This is a genomic window from Thermolongibacillus altinsuensis (assembly GCF_004341205.1).
Taxonomy (GTDB): domain Bacteria; phylum Bacillota; class Bacilli; order Bacillales; family Anoxybacillaceae; genus Thermolongibacillus; species Thermolongibacillus altinsuensis.
This window is the reverse complement of the sequence record NZ_SLUL01000004.1, coordinates 233,240-251,206: the sequence shown is the minus strand read 5'-3', so window position 1 is coordinate 251,206 and position 17,967 is coordinate 233,240. Positions and strand designations below refer to the sequence as shown.

The following is a 17,967-nucleotide window of genomic DNA, read 5'->3' as shown; positions in this document are numbered from 1 at the left end:
TCATAGTATGCGGAGTCTTTTCTCTCTATATGCCAATGAACGTAATAAAAATAAATGTGTATAAAGCCGATAAACAGCAAAAAGAGTCCTACACTAAGGATTGTGTTGCTTTTTTTACATTTCAATTCAATTGATAGCATAATTTAGCTGAAATTTTACACGATGATAAAAATCTGTATTATAAATGAAATCACTTTGAAACTTTATATAAAAGTAAGTCTGCTAGAATACCTAAGGCCAAAAGTTTTCATAACTATATCATACGGTATGTAAAATATACTGATTAAAATATATAGGTTGGGTGATCAACATGACATTAGAGAATCAACTGATCAAAAAAACATTTTATGAAACATTTATGGAAGCTGGTGAAAAAAATCCTGTCCGTGTGCTCGGCGAAGCTTTTCTTGCCGGGTATAAAGATGGGACAGCGGATATTTCCGCCATTCGTTTTGCCCAAGGAGAAGTATATTTTCATAACAAAGATTATGAAGCGGCTATTTTCAAATGGGAAAACGTTCATAATGCTTTAGAACCGTGGGCGAAAAAAAATATAGCGGATTGTCATTATGAACTCGGACAATTATCAACAGCTGAAGAGATTTATAAATCCATTGATACGGAAAGCAGTGTCTTACAATCAGAAGTTGCACTGCAATTATTTTCGCTTTACATAGATCAAGGTAAGATTGAAAAAGCGGATCAAGTGATTAAAAAAGCGGTATCCTCTAATCCGGACTATCCGAATGTTACTGACATTGCTCGTGCCTTTTTCGAAAAACACAAGGATTGGAAGAGCGCAATTGAACTGGCAGTAAATGAAGCGATCCGCACAGAGTCCCATCGCTGGTTTGATATTTTAAAATCCTATGCAGAACAAGGATTAACAAAAGCCTTTGAACCGCATTATTTTTCAAAATGCTTAGCCGTGTTATACGGAGTGGATCAGACAAGATTTGAACAGATGGTCCATGCATTATGGAATGGTTACAGAAACGAGCGTTCCTATTTTTCATGGCTGCGGGAATTTAATCATCTTTTCTTAAATCTGGACGCAAATCGGAAACAATCGTGGAAAGAACTGTCCGCACTTTATCAAGAAACATATTTTGAATTGATCGATGGAACGTATTTAATGAAAGAATTGGAAGAGATTATTCCGAATCTCTTAACGAACTGGATCAAAATAGCCGATTATTCTCATGCTTTATTCGCTTCTGCGGCGGTATTGGCGTGGAGCGAGAAATTTCCATCCAGCATTAGCCCAGAGGTTGTCAATGATGCCGAAAATCTTATTTTCCATTCTCGCAATGAGACAGACGGTTTGGAATACAGCCTAACATTATTCGATTCCATCGTAAAATGGGCGGAGGAGCAGCATGTTGATCCAGGTCACCGCTTCAGATGGATCATCCGAGAACTGGTTGATTTTCAAACACATCATTTATTGGTTGCTGGAACTTCCGGAAATGGAAAGTCTTCTTTTATCAATTCGGTCCTCGGAGAAAATATCCTAACCGTTCCGACATCTTCCGTCATTGTATTTAAGGGGGATGATGAGACGGAGATTAGAAAAATATCCGATGAAGAATTAACAACATTTTCAGGTTTCCATGAATTCCAGGAGGCAGTAGATAGACGGCTGAATAAGGCTTTTAACAATGCGATTATTGAGTTTTCTCTGCCATCGCCAATTTTGCAGGAAAACAGGCTGGCTCTTATTGATACGCCTGGATTTAGCGACCGTAATCGTATGGAAGGCGAAGCGTTGGAATATCTGCATTTTGCCGACAGTTTATTATTTGTTCTTGATGCGAACGATCCTTTTACCGAAAAAGAACAAGAGATTATAATGCAGATTCGGAAATATGCGCCTAATCTTCCAATTCATTTTCTGCTCAATAAAATTGATGAAATTTACGATGAACAAGAAGCTGCCCAAATTGTTGAGGATACTCGTTCGAGAGTTCGGGAATTTCTTCCTCGTGCTCAGGTGTTTGCCTATTCATCACATTTAAGAAGCAGAAAACAACAAAATGATCTAGCAGAGTTCTTGAAAGACTTGAACCGACCAATTGCTGAAGAGGATCGAATTGAAAAAATATTAATCTTTATTCGTAAATTAATCAGGCATTTATTAGATAAATGGACGGAAATGGAAAAAAGCCTGGTCGAGTCCATTAAATGGAATGAAGAAATGGCTACAAAGCTAAGTGGCGCAATCAATCAATTAACTGATTTGAAAGAAGAAAAAACGCGAATGATCACGAGAACGTTCCGTAAAGTCTTGGAGGAAATCAGAGCGGATCTATCGGAAAATATTCCAAAAATTTTACAAGAATGTTCTGATCTGATTCAAGAAGACAGTGATTTCCGTAACATTCACTTTGAACTAAATGATGAGATGAACCGGAGAGCACATGCTTATGTAACTGATAAGGTCTTGCCTGAACTTTATCGTTCTCTTCAGGAATGGATTTTAAAAGCAAATGATGAACTGAATCAATGTCAATCTTTCCTGGATGAAATAAGCGATGGATTTAATGGGATGTATGGGGAAGAGCGGCTTAAGCTGAATTGCGACTTTAAAGTGCTTGATGACTGGCTCCGTGATGCAGACCGGATGACGAGCGGCGTGCAAATGGAGAAGGTAAATATTTTTCTCCGCCGTACACCGTATCAAATTTTATTGAAAAGTGCCGGCAGGTTGTTTGGAGTCTTCCAGCAAAACAATGAGATGCTATATCACAAATACAAGCAGTTTGTTGAAAATCAGGATTATTTAGACGTTGCCGAATCCATTATGAACCAGTTGCTTCTGCCATTTGAATTGTTTGAGAAATCACTGGAACGAGATATTTCGTTCTTCTTCCGAAATCCGTTTGTCGTATTGAATCAAGCTGTAGAAGAAACGAAAAAAGAAATCGAGGAAAAAGAAGAAGAGCTGGAGAAAATGAGATCGAATCCGGAAACGTACCGCGATCCGCTAACATTGTTTGAAGTAAAACTCCGCCAATACGAGTGGATTACCATTTCCGCAAAAGGAGTTTTTCACGCATAATGAGATTTAGCGAAAAAATCGGTCCATGAGGCCGATTTTTTCGTTTATAGTGTGGACAACAAGACAACACGCCCACTGCTTTATCGGACACCTATTAGATTAATCTTGAAAGAAGGAGTAAAATAAGAGTACATGCCATGAGGGGGCGGAAACAAAACTTTATTCACTTAATTACGAGTTGACAATATAAACTGTAATCATTATTATTACATTTAGGAGGAAGGTTCATTATGAATAGCGATTTTTCGATTGCCGTTCACTGTGTCGCTTATCTAGCCCAAAAGCAAAACCAACGAGTGACCAGTGAAGACATCGCTCAAAGCGTTTCTGTCCACCCAGTAAGGTTGAGGAAAATTTTGAGCATATTAAGGAAAGAAAATATTATTACTTCCAAAGAAGGGGCAAAAGGCGGATTTTCTTTAAACGATCCACCTGAACATATTACGTTGGACAAAATATTTAAAATCACTAGTGAGGGAACGCTTGTACCGAAATGCCCTGATTCCAATGAGAATTGTCCAATAGGTAAAAACTTATCAAATATACTCATTCGCATTTTTCACAATGCGGAAGAACACTTTTTAAACTATTTAAAAGGTGTGACGATTAAAGATATCGTTGATGAAATCAATAATAGTTAGCTTTAAAGGCACAACTAATACTTTTTGTTAGTTGTGCAAAATAAATTTTTTTTTAAATATAACTGTAACAAAAAACATTTCAGTTTAAGAGAGGTGAATAAGGTTGAAGAAAAAACGAGTGGTCGTCGGAATGTCGGGCGGGGTGGATTCCTCTGTAGCTGCTTACCTTCTTAAAAAAGAAGGGTACGACGTCATCGGTGTATTTATGAAAAACTGGGATGATACCAATGATGATGGCGTATGTACGGCAGCGGAAGATTATGAAGATGTTAGGAGAGTAGCTGATCAACTCGGGATTCCTTACTATAGTGTGAACTTTGAAAAAGAATATTGGGATCGTGTATTTACGTACTTCATAGATGAGCTGAAGCGAGGTCGAACACCTAATCCAGATGTCTTATGTAATACCGAAATTAAATTTAAAGCGTTCGTTGACTACGCCCTTTCACTGGATGCTGATTATATCGCGACTGGTCATTACGCAAGAATCAAAAGAGAAAACGGACAAATCACCTTGCTGCGTGGAAAAGATTCCAATAAAGATCAAACGTATTTTCTTAGCCAATTAACGGCAGACCATTTGTCTAAAGTTCTGTTTCCAATAGGAGAATTAACGAAGGATGAGGTGCGAAAAATCGCTCAAGAATTGAACCTTATTACCGCCAATAAAAAAGATAGTACTGGAATCTGTTTTATTGGAGAAAGAAATTTCAAAAGCTTTTTAAAGAATTATTTACCGGCGCAGCCCGGAGAAATTCGTTCACTCGATGGGGAAGTGCTGGGTACTCATGATGGGTTGATGTATTACACAATTGGCCAACGAAAAGGACTTGTCATCGGCGGCAAAGGAACAGGCGAACCTTGGTATGTCGTCGATAAAGATTTAGAAAACAATGTTTTACTCGTCGCTCAAGGAAAAAATCATCCGGCATTGTTCTCTACCGGTCTTATTGCATCTAACCTTAACTTGATAAATGGGGATGCTCGCCCGGGTACGTTTGTATGTACAGCGAAATTCCGCTACCGTCAAGAAGATCAAAAAGTACGTGTTCATATTCGTCCGGATGGAACAGTCTTTGTAGAATTTGAAAAACCAGTTAAAGCTGTTACTCCAGGACAAGTAGCGGTATTTTATGACAATGAGATTTGTCTTGGCAGTGCCATTATTGACAAAGTGATAAAAGATGATGCAGCCATTGCTGCTGTCGCATCGTAAAAAAATCGTTAATATATTTGTTTTTTACAAAAGATAAATATCGTTCATATCAGTGTTGTATTATCGGCTAGATCCAGAAGAGGTTTTCAGTGAGCATTAAAGCTTTCAGGTGTGGCATAACGTAATTAAGCTATAGATCACCTTTTGATTAAGGAGTGGTAACAATGGAAAAATTCAAAAATCACAAAGGGTATTCACGCATGTATCAAGAAAACAAACTGACTTTAGGGTTGTTCTTTCCGATTGAATCATATATGGGTGACGTCCCTGAGATGAATATAGAAAAGCAAATGAAGTTAGCAAAACGAGCAGAAGAACTCAATTTCGCTTCATTATTTGTGAGGGATGTACCGTTACGCGATCCTAATTTCGGTGATGTCGGGCAAATGTATGATCCGTTTACGTATTTAGGATATGTTGCGGCCAACACAGAAAAGATTGCCTTAGGAACGGGAAGCATTATTTTAACGCTGCGCCACCCTCTTCATGTGGCAAAGGCTGCAGCTTCTGTAGATAGATTATCTGGTGAGAGACTCATTCTCGGTGTCGCAACAGGGGACCGGCCAATCGAGTTTCCAGCGTTCGCTGTGAATCCAGAAGATCGGAGCGAATTATTCCGAGAAGCAGTGTCTGTCATAAGAAAAGCATGGAAAGAGCATTTTCCGACCATTGACTCTACACGAGTGCATCTGGCAAATGCAGATATTTTACCAAAACCGAAATTGGCAGACATCCCATTAATGGTGACAGGCCACAGCGGACAGTCTCCTGAATGGATTGCTGAACATAGTGATGGTTGGATTTACTATCCACGCGGAATCAAATTTCAAAAAACATTAATCGACAATTGGCGTTCGTTAACAGAGGAATTTAAGCCATTTACCCAATCGCTTTATATTGATTTAACAGAAGACCCAAATCATGCACCAATCCCGATTCATCTTGGATTCCGTGCGGGGCGAAATTTCGTTATCGAATTTCTTGCAGCTTTACAAGATATAGGTGTGAACCATGTCATCATCAATTTAAAATATGGCCAACGCCCAGTAGAAGAAGTGATTGAAGAATTAGGTGAATTTGTGCTTCCGCATTTTCCGGCTTTATCATGATGAGAAACAATCTTAAAGCCATCAATATAAGAGAGGGAGGATATGGGATGAAAGTTTTGGTCATTGGCGCTAACGGGCAAGTAGGTCGACAAGTGGTGAGCATGCTTCATGCGCATGAACAACACACCGTTCGTGCGATGGTTCGAAAACAAGAGCAATTGGAGGCTTTTCAGAAAAAAGGAATTGAAGCGGTACTCGCTGATCTGGAAGGTGCTGTCGATGAAATTGCCGAAGCAGCCAAAGGTTGTGACGCAATCGTATTCTCCGCTGGTTCAGGAGCTCACACAGGAGCAGATAAAACATTGCTTGTCGATTTAGACGGTGCTGTAAAAGCAATGGAAGCTGCCGAAAAAGTCGGAATTAAACGATTTATCATGGTGAGCTCATTCCAAGCCCACAACCGTGAGAACTGGCCGGAAAACCTTAAGCCTTATTATGTCGCCAAACATTATGCTGACCGCATGTTAATGAATAGCGGATTAAATTATACGATTATTCGTCCTGGTTATCTGCGCAACGAAAAAGGCACGGGGTTGGTTACTGCAGCAGAGAACTTAAATGGCGGGAGCATTCCACGTGAAGATGTAGCAAGAACAATCGTTCAGTCTCTTGATGAGCCAAATACGTATAAAAAAGCATTCGATTTAATGTCAGGCGATACAGAGATTGCTGAAGCGTTGAAATCGCTGTAAGGAACATTCAATGAAAAGGAGAAATTAGAAATATGGCTTACAAATTTTATGCAATGGATTTTGCTTTCTATAACTCAATGGGCATTTATAGCTTTGAAGCTCGGTGTGAAATGTTAAAAGAGATCGGGTATGACGCAACACATTTATCCGTCTGGCACGGAGAACGGTGGAGAGATGTAGAAAAGCTCAAAAACGTTAAGGAGAAATATGGTCTGGACGTCGCTGGCGTGTACGTTGTATTAGATCTTTCACTAGGTGAGGAACACCCAAGAAATAAGGGCATTTTAAAAATGTTGGAGATTATGGAGGGATGCTCCACAGTCGAGCTGGCGATTCAATCTGTCGGACATCATATCCCCCCTTCAGACCCTAAAGGGGACGACATCGCAGTGAAGTGGCTGGAACAAGCACTGAAGATTGCCGAGCGAAGAAACATTAATATCTTGCTTTACACACACCTATCATTCTGGATTGAACGCCATGAAGATGCAGTGAGACTTTGCAAGCGTCTCAATCATCCTAATCTCGGCATTGTGTTTTGCGGCTACCATTGGTACGCAGTGGATGGAACCAATCTATCGGCTACGCTTCAAGCGGTATCCCCTTACTTGAAACAAGTGAACATTTCTGGCAGCCGCCGCAATCCACACGGTTTTGGCGGAGTGGCAACAATCGAGCCTTTGGACTCCGGGGAGTTAGATAATTTTGCGTTACTTGGGCAGTTAAAAAAGATGGGTTATAACGGAATGATTGGCTACCAAGGCTGGAGTGAAGGCGGCGATGCTTACAGTAAGCTAAGCCGTTCACTCAAAGCGTTCCGTGATATGGAACGTAGACTTGAAGCACATCCACATTGGGCTGATTTAAAATTAACTCCATAATGGAATAGACCACAATAACAGCAACCCCGCTAACGATCAACAGCGGGGTGCTTTACTGTGAATAGACTTATGATGATGCAAGCTTATAAAGCATTTCACCTATTAATAGAACAATAATCGAAACAAGCATCAATTGGGCAACTTTTAAAGGGATGCGTGGCAACGCAAGCAATCCAATCTGCGAGCCGAGTGAGGAACCAATCGCCATCGCAATCGCATAGTGCCATTGGACAAAACCGGTTTGATAATAGACAATAAAAGCTCCTAAGCAGCTTCCGAAAATGAAAACTCTCGTCAGCTGCACTGCTTTTATATATGTATGTTGTTGACTCATATAATGCAAAATCGCAAACGTAGAGGACCCAGGTCCGAATCCTCCGTCGTATACAGCGATCAAGAACGACAAACATTTGCTGATCATGTTTGGCTTTTTCTTTTGAACTTGAACAGAAGAGACCCATTGTTTATTTTTTAATGAGACAAACAGCGCAAAGATCAGCAATACAAGAGCAACTGAATTCATCGTTTTTTCACTGATACTTGAAGTAACACTCGCTCCAATCACGCCGCCGATAAATGAAAGGAATATGGTGCTGATGATGGTTTTTACATCCAATTCCTTATTTTTCAATAAATACGATATGCTTGTTAACGAGGCAAAACCAGTAGAAAATTTATTCGTTGCAATCCCGGTTTGAATAGGAATTCCTACTAGCATCATAGCAGGTAACGTAATCAATCCCGCACCGCCAGCTAATGTTCCTACAAAAGAAGATAAAATGCCGATCAGTGTCAACAAGAAAAATGATGTCTCCAAAATCATCCCCTCAATTCCAATCCGTTCATGAAATGTTGTATGATTTTATACTAAATTTTCTAAAGTTTCTCTTAAGACATTTATAGCAAATAAACTGGAAGAATGATATACTGTCAAGTAAAAAATTAACATTTAGCAATAAAAAAGGAGAGCCGATATGATGGTGCAATTGTTCATGGTTTTGTTCTTGCTTTTGGTTTAATTCTACCATTGGGAGTACAAAATGTATTTGTTTTTAACCAAGGCGCAGTTCAAGGGAGATTGGCCAAAGCATTACCAGCCGTTATTACCGCTTCGATATGTGATACTTTTTTGATTTTGTTAGCTGTATTAGGAGTGTCTGTCATCGTATGGGAGTCTTATTGGTTCAAGACAGTGCTTATGGGTGTGGGGATTTTATTTTTAATATATATGGGGTGGATCACTTGGAAGAGTAAACCTAATCGAAATGGTGAATCCGCTGAAATCTTTACACCGAAAAAACAAATGGCTTTTGCTGATTCTGTTTCATTACTCAATCCTCATGCAATCATGGACACCGTAGGCGTAATCGGAACAAGTTCATTGCGGTATGCTGGAATGGAGAAAATAGCATTCACAGCAGCATGTATTGTTGTTTCTTGGCTGTGGTTTACAGGGTTAGCTTTGGTGGGAAGAATAACAGGGCATTTAGATCAGTCCGGGCGTTTGATGGTGGTTCTTAATAAGATCTTGGCTATCGTTATGTGGGGGACAGCGATTTATCTTGGTTTTTCCTTAACGGAATAAAGATATGATCGAATCAGGATCGCAACTGATATATACATGAACTGGTTATTTTTAACATGTTCACCGAGAAGTCTACCGCCTCTAAGCGAAGTGTAGGTGGGAGAGGTTCATCGGTTGAGGTATCGGTTTTTTATTTGGGGGTTGGGATCCTATTGCTTGGTATTGCAAAATAATGGGGATTTTGTAGGGGATTCTCTGGGGACATTTTTCTAAATATAGATTTTATTGTATAATAAAAACTGAATATTATAAAAATTAAGGGGTTGATCAACATGAAAAAAATGATTTCCTTTCTAACCATTATCAGCTTCCTTTTAATAGGAGTATACGGTTGTAGTCAATCTCAAGAAGATGAACCCAAAGAAGTTGCGAAGCAATTCATTACAGCCAAGTACCAAATAGACGACTATGAAAACATCCCGGATATTGCGAAAAATGCGGAGAAATATCTCACTCCTGAACAATTGAAACGATTTAGGACCAATCGTGAAGGATACATGGCACAAGATGTAGCAAAAGATTTGAAAGTGAATATAGAAGTAAAAGACATTTCTCTTGAAGAGAAAAAGAAAGAAAAAAACAGAGTCATGTATGACTACAACGTAACGATTCTGTTGAAAGATCAAAATGGAAATGAAGTACACTCCGTTCATAAAACAGGTCAAATTACGTTGATTAACAGTGATGAAAAATGGTTAGTAGATCATGATTGGAGCGATAAAAGTAAAATACCAAATACGAATTTTTCACTATAAAAGAATGTAGGTATTACAGACTATAAAAAATAAAAAAATAAAAAAGTATTGACTCAAAATGAGACTAACTATATAATCTTTAGTGTCAGTAAGGGAATGACATTAAAAACAGGTTTGATCCTGTTTTTTATTTTAAATGTTCATTCGACAAAATTCTACTTTTTCCGCGTTCAATGACAATAAAACCGAATAACGTGCGGGTGTAGTTTAGTGGTAAAACCTCAGCCACGAGCGAACCTGCCATGAATAGGCTACGAGTTGCCTCGACGCATCCAGCTGCTTCGAGTAAGCTGGAAGAGGAAGAGGCATGACAGGTGCGTAAATGAAAATGATGGTTATAAAACCGAATAACGTGCGGGTGTAGTTTAGTGGTAAAACCTCAGCCACGAGCGAACCTGCCATGAATAGGCTACGAGTTGCCTCGACGCATCCGGCTGCTTTGAGTAAGCTGGCAGAGGAAGAGGCATGACAGGTGCGTAAATGAAAATGATGGTTATAAAACCGAATAACGTGCGGGTGTAGTTTAGTGGTAAAACCTCAGCCTTCCAAGCTGATGTCGTGGGTTCGATTCCCATCACCCGCTCCATTACATACGGGGACAACGCAGTGTTTCGTTTCTTGGGCAAACGGGGCATTGCGTTTTTTGTTTTGTGCACAATCCCCGTTTTTTGTTTATTTTGTTTATTCGATTACTTCCGCATTTGCGGTTCCGCCGTGAATTTGAATGAACATCTTTTGAATCGCATCCACGATTTGTTCAGATTGGTTTCGATCCATCGATGGGCATAGATAGACCACTTGTATCGCGTTTTTTGTTTCGGTTGTTACCATTGTTCGTTTTGAGTCAACAATCGGACTTCCAAATGCGCCAAGCTCATCTTTGGTTACGAGTTTGTTTTCAAAATTCATGGTTCGCTCATTAATTCCGATATACTCATCCGATGAGGAACCGATTGTCAATGAAATGTTTCCAGACACGCGGTCTAGGTCATAAATGCCGATCGGGAGTTTATAATATAAAGAAAAAAAGTTATTCACATCCGCAGCAGAATGAATCGATGGAATAAAGCTTTGTTTTTGAACGCGTCGAAGTAAACTTTCGGAAGAAGGGCGATATCTGTTTGGGTCTGTGCCTACTTGTTTAAAAACAGATCGCCATTCTTTAATTTCTTCTAATTCGGTTACCGATGTTTCCTGCAAGTCAAAGTAAGTCAACTCTTGAAATTGATGAAGTTTTCCCTTTAGCATTTTTGGCGATGGACCGACTATAATATCTTTGTATGTAATGACTCCAACTTTAAATGTAGGGATCTTCTCTTTTAATTCGTTAGAAAGAGTCAACATATTTTCCACTCCTTATTTTTTTGTTTTTTTTAATTTTATCACAAGTGGATTCTCATTTCGAAAGGAGGGATGGACGATGGATGTAGCCGCACTAAAAAAAGAAATTATTGAATATAGCCGAACGATCGGAATTGATAAAATCGGATTTGCGAGCGCGGATCCTTTTACAGAATTAAAAGAGCGGCTTTATCAGCAACAACAGTTAGGATATCAATCGGGTTTTGAAGAGCCTGATATTGAGAAGCGGACAAACCCTTCGCTCCTTTTGCCTCATGCTCGTTCGATTATTGCGATCGCTCTTGCTTATCCATCCAAAATGAAAAATGCGCCAAGAAGCACGAGAGAAGAAAGAAGAGGGATTTTTTGCCGCGCTTCTTGGGGACAAGATTATCACCGTATCTTGCGCGATTGTTTAGAAAAACTGGAACAGTTTATTTTAGAAAGAGTTCCGAATGCGAAACTGAAATCCATGGTGGATACAGGCGAATTGGTCGATCGAGCGGTGGCCGAACGGGCTGGAATCGGGTGGAGCGGAAAAAACTGTTCCATTATTACACCTGAGTTTGGCTCTTATGTATATTTAGGGGAAATGATCACGAATATCCCGTTTCCGCCTGATACTCCGATCGAGGATCAATGCGGGACGTGCAATAAATGTGTAGAAATGTGTCCGACGGGTGCGCTTGTGCAAGGAGGGCAACTGAATGCCCAACGCTGTATTGCTTTTTTAACGCAAACAAAAGGATTTATTGCGGATGAATTTCGTGAAAAAATTGGAAACCGTCTTTATGGATGCGATACATGTCAGCTCGTTTGCCCAAAAAACAAAGGGAAAGACTTTCATCTTCATCCGGAAATGGAACCAGATCCAGAGATTGCGAAGCCGAAGTTAAAACCTTTGCTTCATTTGAGCAATCGTGAGTTTAAAGAAAAATTTGGGCATCTTTCAGGAGCATGGCGAGGCAAAAAGCCGATTCAGCGAAATGCCATTTTAGCATTGGCCCATTATAAAGATGAAACGGCGATTGATGATTTATTGAAGCTATTAAAAGAAGATCCGCGTCCAGTCATTCGCGGAACAGCTGCTTGGGCTTTAGGGAAAATCGGAAATAAGCGCGTCATCGATGAATTGAAAAAGGCAAAGCAAGAAGAGAAGGATGAAGAAGTCATCAAAGAAATTGAAAAAGGAATCCATATGCTTCAAGAGATCAAGTAGTTTTTCCTTCGTTCATCACATAAGGTAGTAAAGTAGTAAAAAAGAAAAAAGTGGTGAACGTTGTGAGAAAAGTTTTGCAAAAAATATTACATGATCGGGTTCGTTCTTTCGTTTACGATGTAAAAAAAGAGGATTGGATGCTTGAAAGAAAAAAGCAATTGCTAAAAAAGCGGGATGCGGAAATCGTCAAGTGTCAGGCGAAAGGAAACATTATTCAAAAGAAGAAAATCCATCAGCAAACGGTTGTTGACTATGTGGTTCATTATGAATTTTTTATTCGGCAAAGCGGCTGGATGTACGTTGAAGAGGAAATCGAAATGCGCCAAGCTTTATTTGAAAACGGAGAGCTTGTAAAGGATGAGGTTGTTTCTGCGAATATGGAGATGAATGTGCCGACGAAAAATAATGAAAGAGAAATCGGCGAGCCGGTCCGCTATCAATATGACCGTCTAGCTGCTGTTCGTTATGCGGAAACGTGGTGGAATGATTACAATCCGGCATTCAAAAAATTTGCGGTCGATTGCACCAATTTCATTTCTCAATGTTTATATGCGGGCGGCATTCCAATGACTGGCTATCCCAACCGGATCAAAGGATGGTGGATGAAAAACAATCAATGGAGCCATAGCTGGGCAGTTGCTCATTCGTTTCGCTGGCATTTGAGCGGTTCGCGAACAGGAATACAAACCATTGAAAAAAAATCTCCAGACGAGTTGTTTCTTGGCGATGTCATTTGTTATGATTTTCAAGGAGATGGGCGTTTTGATCATACAACGATTGTGGTGGCGAAGGATCGAAAAGGGATGCCGCTGGTCAATGCTCATACATCCAATAGTCGAATGAGATATTGGTCGTACGAAGATTCAACCGCGTATACTCCGAGTATTCAATACAAATTTTTTCACATTATCGATCGGCATTAAAATTATTGATATAATATCGTTTAGCATAGAACTACATTCGGTTTGAGGTGAAGACATTGGCTTTACACGTTGTTTTATATCAACCAGAGATTCCTGCAAATACGGGAAATATTGCGCGAACTTGCGCGGCGACGGATACGACATTGCATTTGATTCGACCATTGGGGTTTTCAACGGATGATAAAATGCTGAAACGTGCGGGACTTGATTATTGGCAATATGTCAATGTAAAATATTACGATTCATTACAAGAAGTATTTGATCAATACAAAGAAGGCGAATTTTATTTTATTACGAAATTTGGGAAAAAATATTATTCTTCGTTTGACTATAGCGATGTAAATAAAGACTATTTTTTTGTTTTCGGACGAGAAACAAGCGGATTGCCGAAGGAGATTATTGAAAATAACATGGAGCGCTGTCTGCGGATTCCGATGAACGACAAAGTTCGTTCTCTCAACTTGTCCAATACAGCCGCCATTCTTGTCTATGAAGCGTTAAGACAACAAGGATTTCCTGGAGTATTTTAAATCGAGCGACTTTCTAAGAAAGTCGCTCGATTTTTTTAATTTTTCACTTCTGGCTTATCATTGTATCCAGCTGTGAAAATGGCTGTTAAAAATGCGATGATGACGCCCATGACAAGAAGTGTTCTCATCGTTTTTTCTCCTCCTTTATAAAGTGCCCATGTACATAAATTTATTATAGCCTATGTTTATAGTGGTTTGAAAGGAAATTGTAAGCAATTACATCGTTATTATTTAACGAATGATTACGGACATCCTCGCATACATTGTATTAATCATAATGTTAGACATCAAAGTTAGAGGAGGTCCCTTATGGACATTTTAAGAAAAATTCAAAAATATAGAGAAGAAGAACAGAAGTTAAAATGGGAAGGAACGTTTGCGGAGTATTTGGAAATTGTGAAAGAAAAACCGTGGATTGCCCAGTCCGCCCATTCTCGTGTTTACAACATGATTAAAGATGCAGGGGTTGAAGAAGTAAACGGGAAAAAACGATATAACTTTTTTAGCGGTCAATTGTTTGGGCTTGAAGAGGCTTTGGAAAGATTAGTCGAAGAATATTTTCACCCTGCTGCGAAGCGGTTGGATGTTCGAAAGCGAATTTTGTTATTGATGGGTCCTGTCAGCGGCGGAAAATCAACGTTAGTGACGATGTTAAAAAGGGGATTAGAGGCTTATTCGCACACGGATCACGGCGCTGTATACGCGATTAAGGGATGCCCGATGCATGAAGATCCTTTACATCTCATTCCGAATCATTTACGTGAAGATTTTTATCGAGAATATGGCATTCGGATTGAGGGAAATCTTTCACCATTGAATATGATGCGGCTGGAGAAAGAGTATGGCGGACGAATTGAAGATGTAATGGTTGAGCGCATTTTCTTTTCGGAAGATAAACGTGTGGGCATCGGGACGTTTAGTCCATCGGATCCAAAATCACAAGATATTGCAGATTTAACAGGAAGCATCGATTTTTCCACCATTGCTCAATATGGTTCTGAATCGGATCCGCGCGCCTACCGTTTCGACGGCGAGTTAAATAAGGCGAACCGCGGAATGATGGAGTTTCAAGAGATGCTCAAATGCGATGAGAAATTTCTATGGCATTTGCTTTCTTTGACGCAAGAAGGGAATTTTAAAGCAGGGCGATTTGCGTTAATTAGTGCCGATGAATTAATTGTGGCGCATACAAACGAAACAGAATATCGCTCATTTATTTCCAATAAAAAGAATGAAGCGCTCCATTCACGGATTATTGTGATGCCGATTCCATATAATTTAAAGGTTTCTGAAGAAGAACGAATTTATGAAAAAATGATTCGGGAAAGCGATGTAGCCGATGTTCATATAGCTCCGCATACCCTTCGCGTAGCAGCAATGTTTACCATCTTAACGCGTTTGAAAGAACCGAAACGAGGCGACATTGATTTGGTGAAGAAAATGCGCCTCTATGATGGAGAGGCGGTCGAAGGCTTCAACGCGGTCGATGTAGAAGAGCTGAAAAAAGAATATCCAGACGAAGGAATGAGCGGAATTGATCCGCGCTATGTCATTAACCGTATTTCTTCGTGCATTATCCGTAAAGAAGTGCCATCGATCAACGCACTTGACGTCTTACGTTCGCTTAAAGAGGGGCTTGACCAACATCCTTCGATCTCCAATGAAGATCGGGAACGGTATTTGAATTTTATCTCGGTTGCTCGAAAAGAGTACGACGAGATTGCGAAAAAAGAAGTGCAAAAGGCGTTTGTGTATTCATATGAGGAGTCAGCAAAAACATTAATGGACAATTATTTAGATAATGTGGAAGCTTACTGCAATAAAACAAAATTACGTGATCCACTGACAGGGGAAGAAATGAATCCGGATGAAAAATTAATGCGTTCGATCGAAGAGCAAATCGGCATTTCTGAAAATGCGAAAAAAGCGTTTCGTGAAGAGATTTTAATTCGCATTTCTGCCTATGCTCGCAAAGGAAAGCGATTTGACTACAACTCCCACGAACGATTACGCGAAGCGATCCAAAAGAAACTATTTGCCGATTTAAAAGACATCGTGAAGATTACAACTTCGACCAAAACACCAGATGAACAACACTTAAAGAAAATTAATGAAGTCGTGGCTCGGTTAATTGATGAGTATGGTTACAATTCTACTTCAGCTAATGAATTGCTTCGCTACGTTGGTAGTCTTTTAAATCGCTAGCATGCCTTCAAACTTGGCATGCTTTTTTTATCCTTAAGAAATTAAGAAAATTTTCGCTTTAAATCAGCTATTAAGTAAAAGGGATAGGCTTGTCCAATAAAAGAAAGGGCGTCGAATTTACTAAATTATTTGTCAATTATTTTTGTTTTTTGCATAGGATAAAGTAACCAACCATTCAAGCTTATATTTTCATAAGCCAAACATAGTATATGCAACAATCGGTTAAAATGTGCACCATTATTTCATTTGAGGAGGGGAAAAGATGAGTGGTAATTTTGTTGTGTCAAAAGAAGATTGGTCCCTCCATCGCAAAGGCCACGATGATCAAACAAGACATCAAGAAAAAGTAAAAGAGGCTATTAAAAACAATCTTGCGGATTTGATTACAGAGGAAAGCATCATTATGTCGAATGGCCGTGATGTTATAAAAATACCGATTCGTTCTTTAGATGAATATAAAATTCGTTATAACTACGATAAAAATAAGCATGTTGGCCAAGGGGATGGAGACAGCCAGGTTGGAGATGTTATTGCTCGGGACGGCTCCGGAGATGGGAAACAAGGACCGGGAAAAGGGCAAGGAGCAGGGGATCTTCCAGGTCAAGATTATTATGAAGCCGAAGTGTCGCTAATGGAGCTAGAAGAGGCGTTGTTTAGCCAATTGGAGCTTCCTGACTTAAAAAGAAAAGAAGCCGATCAAAACGTGCTTGAGCACATTGAATTTAATGATATTCGACGCACGGGCCTTATGGGAAATATTGATAAAAAACGAACGATGATGGCGGCATTTAAGAGAAATGCCATCAGCGGGAATCCAAGCTTTTATCCTATTTATCCCGAAGATTTAAAATTTAAGACGTGGAATGAAGTCGTGAAACCGGATTCAAAAGCCGTTGTGATTGCGATGATGGATACGAGCGGATCTATGGGATTATGGGAAAAATATATGGCAAGAAGTTTCTTCTTTTGGATGACGCGTTTTTTGCGAACCAAATATGAAACGGTTGAAATTGCCTTTATTGCTCATCATACAGAAGCAAGGGTTGTAAGTGAGGAGGAGTTTTTTACAAAAGGAGAAAGCGGCGGAACGATTTGTTCCTCAGCGTATCGAAAAGCATTGGAGCTTATTGAAACGAGATATTCTCCGTCACGGTATAATATTTATCCTTTTCATTTTTCTGATGGTGACAATTTAACGTCTGACAATGCACGTTGTGTAAAACTTGTGCAGGAATTAATGAAAGTGTCCAATATGTTTGGTTATGGGGAAGTGAATCAGTACAATCGGCATTCGACCTTAATGTCTGCTTACAGGCATATAAAAGATGAAAAATTCCGTTACTACATTTTAAAACAAAAATCAGACGTGTTACAGGCAATGAAAAGTTTCTTCCGAAAAGAAGAAAATAAGGCATTTGTATAATGGCACATCTTAAAATAGACGCGGTTTTCTATTCATGACGAGATCGGTTGAAAACTCAGTTCTATGGGTTAGGAAAATATCATGCAAAAGCCAGCCGTATAACCGGCTGGCTTTTGTTTTTCAAAACCATCCTTGCCGGCGCAAGAAATTTGACGAGACGAACATCATCTTTTGGCATCATGCGTGATCGTCTAACAGTTATATAAGCGGAAAATCTTGTTTCATGCGCTGTTAAAAAGCCGAATTAGTTGTTTTTTTGTCGAAATAACATTTGAAATGGGTCATTTTCGTTGTAGTATTCTTTCAATGATTTGGGGGAGGCCTTTAAAGCGATGTGCGCTCCAAATAGTTCTAGAGCGCATAGGAAAATCAAAACAAAAATACCA

General features: G+C 39.5%; 15 protein-coding genes and 1 tRNA gene. 14 read left to right on the top strand and 2 right to left on the bottom strand.

Annotated features, from left to right (window positions below; all coding sequences use genetic code 11):
* Positions 1-310: 310 nt before the first annotated feature.
* From EDD69_RS05450 to EDD69_RS05425, 6 genes are all read left to right on the top strand, one after another.
* Positions 311-3,061, top strand: a complete 2,751-nt coding sequence (locus tag EDD69_RS05450; protein WP_132947950.1) for a dynamin family protein — start codon at positions 311-313, stop codon at positions 3,059-3,061.
* 230 nt (positions 3,062-3,291) lie between these two features.
* Positions 3,292-3,702: an RrF2 family transcriptional regulator gene (locus EDD69_RS05445; RefSeq protein ID WP_132947949.1), complete on the top strand. Its 411-nt coding sequence runs from the start codon at positions 3,292-3,294 to the stop codon at positions 3,700-3,702.
* Positions 3,703-3,805: 103 nt separating this feature from the next.
* Positions 3,806-4,918 (top strand): tRNA 2-thiouridine(34) synthase MnmA, encoded by a 1,113-nt coding sequence (gene mnmA / locus EDD69_RS05440; RefSeq protein ID WP_132947948.1) that lies wholly within the window; start codon positions 3,806-3,808, stop codon positions 4,916-4,918.
* Between the two features lie 164 nt (positions 4,919-5,082).
* On the top strand, positions 5,083-6,027 hold the full coding sequence (locus EDD69_RS05435) for an LLM class oxidoreductase (RefSeq protein WP_132947947.1): 945 nt from the start codon (positions 5,083-5,085) through the stop codon (positions 6,025-6,027).
* A 47-nt stretch (positions 6,028-6,074) separates the two neighbouring features.
* Positions 6,075-6,719, top strand: coding sequence for an SDR family oxidoreductase (locus EDD69_RS05430; RefSeq protein ID WP_132947946.1), 645 nt, complete (start codon positions 6,075-6,077; stop codon positions 6,717-6,719).
* 32 nt (positions 6,720-6,751) lie between these two features.
* Positions 6,752-7,600, top strand: coding sequence for a sugar phosphate isomerase/epimerase family protein (locus tag EDD69_RS05425; RefSeq protein WP_132947945.1), 849 nt, complete (start codon positions 6,752-6,754; stop codon positions 7,598-7,600).
* A gap of 67 nt (positions 7,601-7,667) precedes the next feature.
* On the opposite strand, the gene EDD69_RS05420 is transcribed toward EDD69_RS05425, so the two are convergent.
* Positions 7,668-8,417, bottom strand: coding sequence for a sulfite exporter TauE/SafE family protein (locus EDD69_RS05420; RefSeq protein ID WP_424565334.1), 750 nt, complete (start codon positions 8,415-8,417; stop codon positions 7,668-7,670).
* Between the two features lie 138 nt (positions 8,418-8,555).
* On the opposite strand from EDD69_RS05420, the gene EDD69_RS05415 reads away from it, so the two are divergent.
* From EDD69_RS05415 to EDD69_RS05405, 3 genes are all read left to right on the top strand, one after another.
* Positions 8,556-9,185: a LysE/ArgO family amino acid transporter gene (locus EDD69_RS05415; RefSeq protein ID WP_132947943.1), complete on the top strand. Its 630-nt coding sequence runs from the start codon at positions 8,556-8,558 to the stop codon at positions 9,183-9,185.
* Positions 9,186-9,457: 272 nt separating this feature from the next.
* Complete coding sequence (locus tag EDD69_RS05410) at positions 9,458-9,940, top strand: hypothetical protein (RefSeq protein WP_132947942.1); 483 nt, start codon at positions 9,458-9,460, stop codon at positions 9,938-9,940.
* 512 nt (positions 9,941-10,452) lie between these two features.
* Positions 10,453-10,526, top strand: a tRNA-Gly gene (locus EDD69_RS05405).
* 95 nt (positions 10,527-10,621) lie between these two features.
* Here EDD69_RS05405 and EDD69_RS05400 read toward each other — a convergent pair.
* Positions 10,622-11,284 carry a B3/B4 domain-containing protein gene (locus EDD69_RS05400; RefSeq protein ID WP_132947941.1) on the bottom strand — a complete coding sequence of 221 codons (663 nt, stop codon included), beginning with the start codon at positions 11,282-11,284 and terminating at the stop codon, positions 10,622-10,624.
* A 76-nt stretch (positions 11,285-11,360) separates the two neighbouring features.
* Here EDD69_RS05400 and queG point away from each other — a divergent pair, with 76 nt between their 5' ends.
* The 5 genes from queG (at position 11,361) to yhbH (ending at position 17,581) form a co-directional block, all read left to right on the top strand.
* On the top strand, positions 11,361-12,500 hold the full coding sequence (gene queG / locus EDD69_RS05395; RefSeq protein ID WP_132947940.1) for a tRNA epoxyqueuosine(34) reductase QueG: 1,140 nt from the start codon (positions 11,361-11,363) through the stop codon (positions 12,498-12,500).
* A 62-nt stretch (positions 12,501-12,562) separates the two neighbouring features.
* Positions 12,563-13,423 carry an amidase domain-containing protein gene (locus EDD69_RS05390; RefSeq protein ID WP_132947939.1) on the top strand — a complete coding sequence of 287 codons (861 nt, stop codon included), beginning with the start codon at positions 12,563-12,565 and terminating at the stop codon, positions 13,421-13,423.
* Between the two features lie 56 nt (positions 13,424-13,479).
* Positions 13,480-13,953 carry a tRNA (uridine(34)/cytosine(34)/5-carboxymethylaminomethyluridine(34)-2'-O)-methyltransferase TrmL gene (trmL, locus tag EDD69_RS05385; protein WP_132947938.1) on the top strand — a complete coding sequence of 158 codons (474 nt, stop codon included), beginning with the start codon at positions 13,480-13,482 and terminating at the stop codon, positions 13,951-13,953.
* Between the two features lie 309 nt (positions 13,954-14,262).
* Complete coding sequence (locus tag EDD69_RS05380) at positions 14,263-16,158, top strand: PrkA family serine protein kinase (protein ID WP_132947937.1); 1,896 nt, start codon at positions 14,263-14,265, stop codon at positions 16,156-16,158.
* Between the two features lie 262 nt (positions 16,159-16,420).
* Positions 16,421-17,581: a sporulation protein YhbH gene (gene yhbH / locus EDD69_RS05375; RefSeq protein ID WP_132947936.1), complete on the top strand. Its 1,161-nt coding sequence runs from the start codon at positions 16,421-16,423 to the stop codon at positions 17,579-17,581.
* Positions 17,582-17,967: the final 386 nt, after the last annotated feature.